The organism is Mesorhizobium neociceri, assembly GCF_013520985.1.
GTDB classification, from domain to species: Bacteria; Pseudomonadota; Alphaproteobacteria; order Rhizobiales; family Rhizobiaceae; genus Mesorhizobium; species Mesorhizobium neociceri.
In genome coordinates this window covers 24,475-30,717 of the sequence record NZ_JACDTY010000038.1, presented here as the reverse complement: position 1 = coordinate 30,717, position 6,243 = coordinate 24,475, and the positions used below count along the sequence as shown (strand labels likewise).

Here is a 6,243-nt window from a genome sequence, read left to right as displayed (position 1 = left end):
CAGAAGCGAACCGTCGAGGACACTTGGCGCCACATCGGCCACCTCGTCGAAACAATCGAACCCGGCGAATGCAAGAACTACTTCGAAAACGCCGGATACGCTTCCATCAAAACGTGAAAGACTCTAAGTGTCTGTTTTTTCTGGTCGGAGTGGCAGGATTTGAACCTGCGACCCCCTCGTCCCGAACGAGGTGCGCTACCAGGCTGCGCTACACTCCGTGACCAGACCGCGGGCTTATAGCTGCCGCATTCCGTTCCTGCAAGCGGCAATGGCAGCGCTTCTGTCGCATTTCCTTCGCTTTCGTCGGGCATTGCCGCAAAGCTTGGATTTCCTCCCCGGGATAAACCCGCCTTAAAGCCTTGCGTGCTAAGCCGCAGCCTCGATAAATCGTGTTTTCGCCATCTGGAGCTCTGCTGCCTTGCCCCTGAAAATCGTTGGCGACGCCCGGCCCAACAGCTTCGAATTCGAAACCGAAGCGCTGATCAAGGCGTCCGGATTTCGTGAATATGATGCGCGCTGGTGGTTCGGGCATGCCGGCTCTGCGCAGCCACCGGAGTTGAACCTGATTGGTGTCCAGGCGCTCGGTATGGGGCTGGGCACTTTGATACGCCGCCTGGGCGCCGGGCCTGACATCGTCACCGGGCATGATTTCCGCGCCTATTCGCTTGGCATCAAGCTGGCGCTGATCTCCGGCCTGATGGCTGCGGGCGCCAGGGTAAAAGACATTGGCCTGGCGCTGTCGCCAATGGCCTATTTTGCCCAGTTCGCGCTCGACACCCAGTCGGTTGCCATGGTCACCGCCTCGCACAATGAGAATGGCTGGACCGGGGTCAAGATGGGCGCGGCGCGGCCGCTGACTTTCGGGCCGGAGGAAATGAGCGCGCTGAAACAGATCGTGCTGGCCGGCGACTTCGATCTTGCCGGCGGCGGCTCCTACGAATTCGTCTCCGATTTTCGCGAGACCTATCTCGATGACCTTGTCGGCGACAAGCGCATCGCGCGAAAGCTTAAGGTGGTGGCCGCCTGCGGCAACGGCACCGCCGGCGCTTTTGCGCCGCAGGCGCTGGAACGCATCGGTTGCGAGGTGATCCCGCTCGACGTCGAACTCGACCACACTTTTCCGCGCTACAACCCCAACCCCGAGGACATGCAAATGCTGCATGCTATCCGCGACAAGGTCCTGGAGACCGGCGCCGATGTCGGGCTGGGCTTCGACGGCGACGGCGACCGTTGCGGCGTAGTCGACAATGAAGGCAACGAGATCTTCGCCGACAAGGTCGGCGTCATGCTCGCGCGCGACATTTCCAGTCAGTATCCCGGCTCGACCTTCGTCGTCGACGTCAAGTCGACCGGGCTGTTCAACACCGACAATGTGCTACGCGCCAATGGCGCCGTCACCGATTACTGGAAGACCGGCCATTCCTATATCAAGCGCCGCGTTGCCGAGCTCGGCGCCGTTGCCGGCTTCGAAAAGTCAGGCCATTTCTTTTTCAACCCGCCGATCGGCCGCGGCTACGATGACGGCCTCATCACTGCCATCGCCATTTGTGAGATGCTCGACCGCAACCCAAAAAGTTCGATGGCCGATCTCTACCGCGCCCTGCCGCTGACCTATGGCACGCCGACCATGTCGCCGCATTGCGCCGACGAGGTGAAATACGGCGTGGTCGAGCGGGTGGTGGCGGACTTCCGGGCGATGCAGCGCGATGGCGAGACCTTTGCCGGCCAGAAGATATCAGACCTCATCACCGTCAACGGCGTGCGGGTCGTGGCCGAGGATGGCACCTGGGGCCTGGTGCGGGCATCGTCGAACAAGCCGGAGCTTGTCGTGGTTGTCGAAAGCCCGGTATCGTCCGAGCGCCGCCGACAGATGTTCGAGGCCGTCGACGCCGTGCTGCGCCGAAGCCCGGACGTCGGCGCCTACAACCAGACTTTCTAGGTTCAAGGCTACGTTTTCGGCTCAGGCCCCAGAATGTCAGGCGGCGGAAGTCGCCTGCCCAAGCACACTCCAGTCGAACTCGCGCGCCCAGTCGGCAAAACTGTGCCAGCCGACCTCCGGAAATTCCCTGTGCAGGGCGGCGATATCGACGTCGTAGCCGACGCGGTCGAACCACTCGAACATCCGTGCCGCATCCTCGCTTTGCTGGCGAGCCACGGCGATCGGGATTTCCTGATAGCCGATCGGGCGCCCGATGACCTCCGACAGGATTTTCGCCTCCTCTTCGCCCGACAATTCGTCCCCGGCGAAATCGAAGCGGTTGCCGAACACTTGTTCGCGCCGCTCGGCCAAGGCCGCAACGAAGGCGCCGATGTCAGCCAGAGCGACCAGCTGAAGGACGCGCTTCGGCGGCACCGCGAAGGCATAATTGCCCTGGCTGAGCGCGCTGATCGACCACGGCGCGACGACATTCTCCATGAAGGCGACCGGCGCGCTGATCGTGTAGGGGATGCCGAGCCCGGCGACATGTTTCTCGACGAGATACTTGCTTTCGAAATGCGGGATACCGGTTTTCTTGTCGGCACTGGCAACTGATGAATAAATCAGATGCCCGACGCCGGCAGCCTTCGCCGCATCGGCGGCAAGAATCCCTTGGCGGGTTTCTTCTTCCATGCCAGCCTCATAGCTGTTGCCCATCAGGAACATGGTGTCGACGCCTTCAGCGACCCTCACGACGGAGGCTCTATCGGCGAGATCCCCGGCTACAACTTCGGCGCCCGCCGCCGCCAAATGCCGAGCGGCTTCGCTGTCTGGCTTGCGCGTCAGCGCCTTCACCCGATGTCCTTTCGACAGCAGAGCGCGCGCCACCGCGCCGCCTTGCTGGCCGGTAGCACCGGTCACCAGAATGGTTAGTTTGCTGATCATGGCTCTGCTCCTTTGTGTTGGCTGGAGCAAAATTAGGGTCTGTCGCATTGATGCATAATTGCCTATAATTGGAAAACTTCGTCCCGTTTTTGGATACAATGCTCGACCTCAACGACATCGTCGTATTTGCTCGCGTCGTCGAAGCCGGCAGCTTCACCGCTGCGGCGCGCCTGCTGGCCATGCCCAAGACGACGGTCAGCCGCCGCGTTGCCGCGCTTGAGCGCGAGGTTGGGGTCCGCCTGCTGCAGCGCACGACGCGTAGCCTCAACATGACGGATGCCGGGCGTCTCTATTACGAGCAGAGCAGCCAGGCGCTGCGGACGATCGAGGAAGCCAATCTGCGCCTTGCCGAAACCAGGGCGGAGCCGTCGGGCACGATTCGCATTTCGGCCCCGGTCGGCTTCGGCGGCCATTTCCTTACCCCCGCCGTGGTCGACTTTCTCAAAATGTATCCAAAGACCAAGGTCGAGCTCCGGCTGACCGACGACAGGCTCAATCTGGTCGAGGACGGTATCGATCTCGCTTTCCGCACCGGAGTGCTTCAGGATTCGACGCTGATCGCCCGCAAGCTCGGCTCCACCCACAGGCTGCTCTGCGCCAGCCCGGACTATCTCGCGCGCCACGGAGTGCCGGAAGAGCCGGTGGATCTCGCGCGCCATCAATGCGTCGTCGCTGGTCCATCGACGTCGGGTGCCCACTGGGTGCTGGATGGGCCGCGCGGCCAGGAGACGGTCGCCGTGGCTGGCCGCTTCGCCGCCAATGAGATGCAGGCGGTCATTGCAGCGACGCTTGCCGGCTTCGGCATCGCCCAATTGCCCCACGTGCTTGCCGAGGGGTTGATCAATGAAGGGCGGTTGCGGCGCGTTCTCAAGGAGCATACGACGCCGGCTGGTGGCCTCCACGTTCTCTATCCGAGCAGCCGTCACCTTTCGCCTCTGGTCAAGGCCTTCATCGAGCTGGCAGCCGAGCGGATTTCCAGCCAGGTAAATACGGCTTAAAGGCATGCGTGCTACCCAATCGACCAACAACTCTTGAGCACGAGACCCGAATGACCGAGCGCATCGTCAGTTTTGTCATGAGCGGCGGCGTCGGTTCGCGGCTCTGGCCGTTGTCGCGCGAGGACAACCCCAAGCAGTTCCACGACCTGTCCGGCGACGGTTCGATGCTGGCCAAGACCTTGCGCCGGCTGACGGCGCGGCCGGAAGGCGAGACGCCGATCTTCCTGATCGCCGCCGAGCGCCATGCCGAGCGCGTCCATGCCGACCTTGCCGGTCTCGACCTTTCAGGCGGTGGCCGGCTGTTCGAACCCACCGGCCGCAACACCGCCGCCGCGGTCGCGCTTGCCGCGCTGCGCACGCTCTCAGAATTCGGCGACAGCCTGGTTCTGGTGGTGCCGTCCGACCACGAGATCGCCACGCCCAAGCAATTCTGGCAAAGCATCGAGGCGGGCAGCGAGGCCGCGCTTGCCGGCCGACTGGTGGTATTCGGCATCAAGCCGACGCAGCCCGAAACCGGCTACGGCTATATCGAGGTTGCAGCCGAGAGTGGTGGCGTCTTCGACGTCTCGCGCTTCGTCGAGAAGCCTGACCTCGCCACCGCCCAGAGCTATCTCAAGGCTGGCACCTTCTACTGGAACACCGGCATTTTCCTGTTTCGCGCCGGCGCCATGCGCGATGCCTTCGCGGCGTTCCAGCCGGATATCTGGCAAGCCACCGAAGTGGCCTACAAAGCGGCGATGTCGGACCTGTCCGGCCTCTATATGCCGCTGGAGCTCTACGCCGCCATCCCCTCGAATTCGATCGACTACGCCATCATGGAGCGGGCCAAGGACATCGCCATGGTGCCGGCCGGCTTCCGCTGGAACGATCTCGGTTCCTGGCAGTCGCTGCTCGATGTCGGCCCTGCCGATGCCAAGGGCAACGTCGTCGTCGGCGATGTCGTCGCCATCGATTGCGAGAACTCCTATATCCGCAGCGACGGTCGGCTTTTGTCGGCGATCGGTATGAAGGACGTCGCCATCGTCTCGACCGCGGATGCCACCTTCGTCGCCCCGGTCAGCCACAGCCAGCACGTCAAGAAGATCGTCGAGCAGCTGGAAAAGAGCGGCCGGCTGGAAACCAGGTTTACGCCCGCGCATGACCGCGTCATCGAAAGTGGCGCCTGGCGGCGGCGCGTGCATCACTGGCTGTTCGAAGAGACCTTGCCGCTGTGGTCGACGGCCGGCGTCGACGAGCGCCATGGCGGTTTTCACGAGGCGCTCGGCTTCGATGCCAAGCCGCTGATGAAGCCCAAGCGCATGCGCACGACGGCGAGGCAAGTCTATGCCTTTGCCGTCGCCAAGGCGCGCGGCTGGGACGGTCCGGCGGACCGCCTGATTGCCCACGGCATCGCCTTTATGTCGGGCAAGGGCCGCACCGACAGAGGCGGCTGGGTGCGCACGCTCAATGTCGACGGTTCCGTCGCCGACGCCACCGAGGACGCCTACGACCATTCCTGCGTGCTGCTGGCGCTGGCGCATGCGCATATGTGTGGCAACCCCGAGGCGCTTCGGCTGGGCCAGGAGACCTTCGTGTTCCTCGACGCGCATCTCGAGGACAGCCGCATGACCGGCTTCCTCGAGACGTCGGACGGCGAGGGCGAACGGCGCTCCAACCCGCATATGCATCTGCTCGAAGCCTTCCTGGCCTGGCACGAGGCGACGGGCGACCGCACTTATCTGCGCCGCGCGGCCCGCATCATCGACCTCTTCCGCAGCCATTTCTTCGATGCCGAGAGCTGGACGCTCGGCGAATTTTTCGATGCCGGCTGGAAACCAGCTGCCGGCGAGAAAGGCACATGGACAGAGCCCGGCCACCATTTCGAATGGGCCTCGCTGCTCACCGACTTCGCCGCCCGCAGCGGCCAGAGCGAGTTGAGCGGCTTCGCACGCAAGCTCTATGCCTCGGCCATTGCCAACGGCCTCAACCGCGCCACCGGCCTTGCCTACGGCGCTGTCTCAAGACAGGGCCTGCCGCTCGACCTGGTGTCGCGCAGCTGGCCGCAGGCCGAAGCGATCAAGGCGGCGATCGCGCTTGATGGTTCAGGCGGTCCCGATCTCAAGCCCGAGATCGAGGCGCGCGTCGGCCGGCTGTTCCGCTGGCACATCGACCCGGCGCCGCTCGGCCTGTGGATCGACCGCATCGACGAACGCGGACGTTCGCTCGCAAGTGACGTGCCGGCCAGCATTTTTTATCATCTGGTCTGCGCGCTGACGCAGTATCTGGATGGGACTGCGGAGGGGTGAGGCTGCTTATCTCCCCCTCGAGGGGGAAATGGCCGGCAGGCCAGAAGGGGTCGGTTCGACTGGATGCGGCCTTCTTGCGACCGATGAGGCTGGCGCT

Annotated in this window: 4 protein-coding genes, 1 tRNA gene and 1 pseudogene; 4 read left to right on the top strand and 2 right to left on the bottom strand. The window is 63.6% G+C overall.

Annotated features, from left to right (window positions below; genetic code table 11):
• Positions 1 to 117, top strand: a pseudogene (locus H0241_RS34385) (IS630 family transposase); the annotation flags it as partial.
• 24 nt (positions 118 to 141) lie between these two features.
• On the opposite strand, the gene H0241_RS34380 reads toward H0241_RS34385, so the two are convergent.
• Positions 142 to 218, bottom strand: a tRNA-Pro gene (locus tag H0241_RS34380).
• Between the two features lie 200 nt (positions 219 to 418).
• Between H0241_RS34380 and H0241_RS34375 the strand changes: the two genes are divergently transcribed.
• Positions 419 to 1,939: a phosphomannomutase/phosphoglucomutase gene (locus tag H0241_RS34375; protein ID WP_181062150.1), complete on the top strand. Its 1,521-nt coding sequence runs from the start codon at positions 419 to 421 to the stop codon at positions 1,937 to 1,939.
• A 36-nt stretch (positions 1,940 to 1,975) separates the two neighbouring features.
• Here the strand turns inward: H0241_RS34375 and H0241_RS34370 are convergent, their stop codons facing one another.
• On the bottom strand, positions 1,976 to 2,863 hold the full coding sequence (locus H0241_RS34370; protein ID WP_181062149.1) for an NmrA/HSCARG family protein: 888 nt from the start codon (positions 2,861 to 2,863) through the stop codon (positions 1,976 to 1,978).
• A 98-nt stretch (positions 2,864 to 2,961) separates the two neighbouring features.
• Between H0241_RS34370 and H0241_RS34365 the strand changes: the two genes are divergently transcribed.
• Together H0241_RS34365 and H0241_RS34360 are read left to right on the top strand one after the other, a co-directional pair.
• The gene (locus tag H0241_RS34365; protein WP_181062148.1) at positions 2,962 to 3,861 is read left to right on the top strand and encodes a LysR family transcriptional regulator; all 900 of its coding nucleotides are present in this window, start codon (positions 2,962 to 2,964) and stop codon (positions 3,859 to 3,861) included.
• A 50-nt stretch (positions 3,862 to 3,911) separates the two neighbouring features.
• A complete protein-coding gene (locus H0241_RS34360; protein ID WP_181062147.1) occupies positions 3,912 to 6,146 on the top strand; it encodes a mannose-1-phosphate guanylyltransferase/mannose-6-phosphate isomerase in 2,235 nt (744 codons plus the stop codon).
• Positions 6,147 to 6,243: the final 97 nt, after the last annotated feature.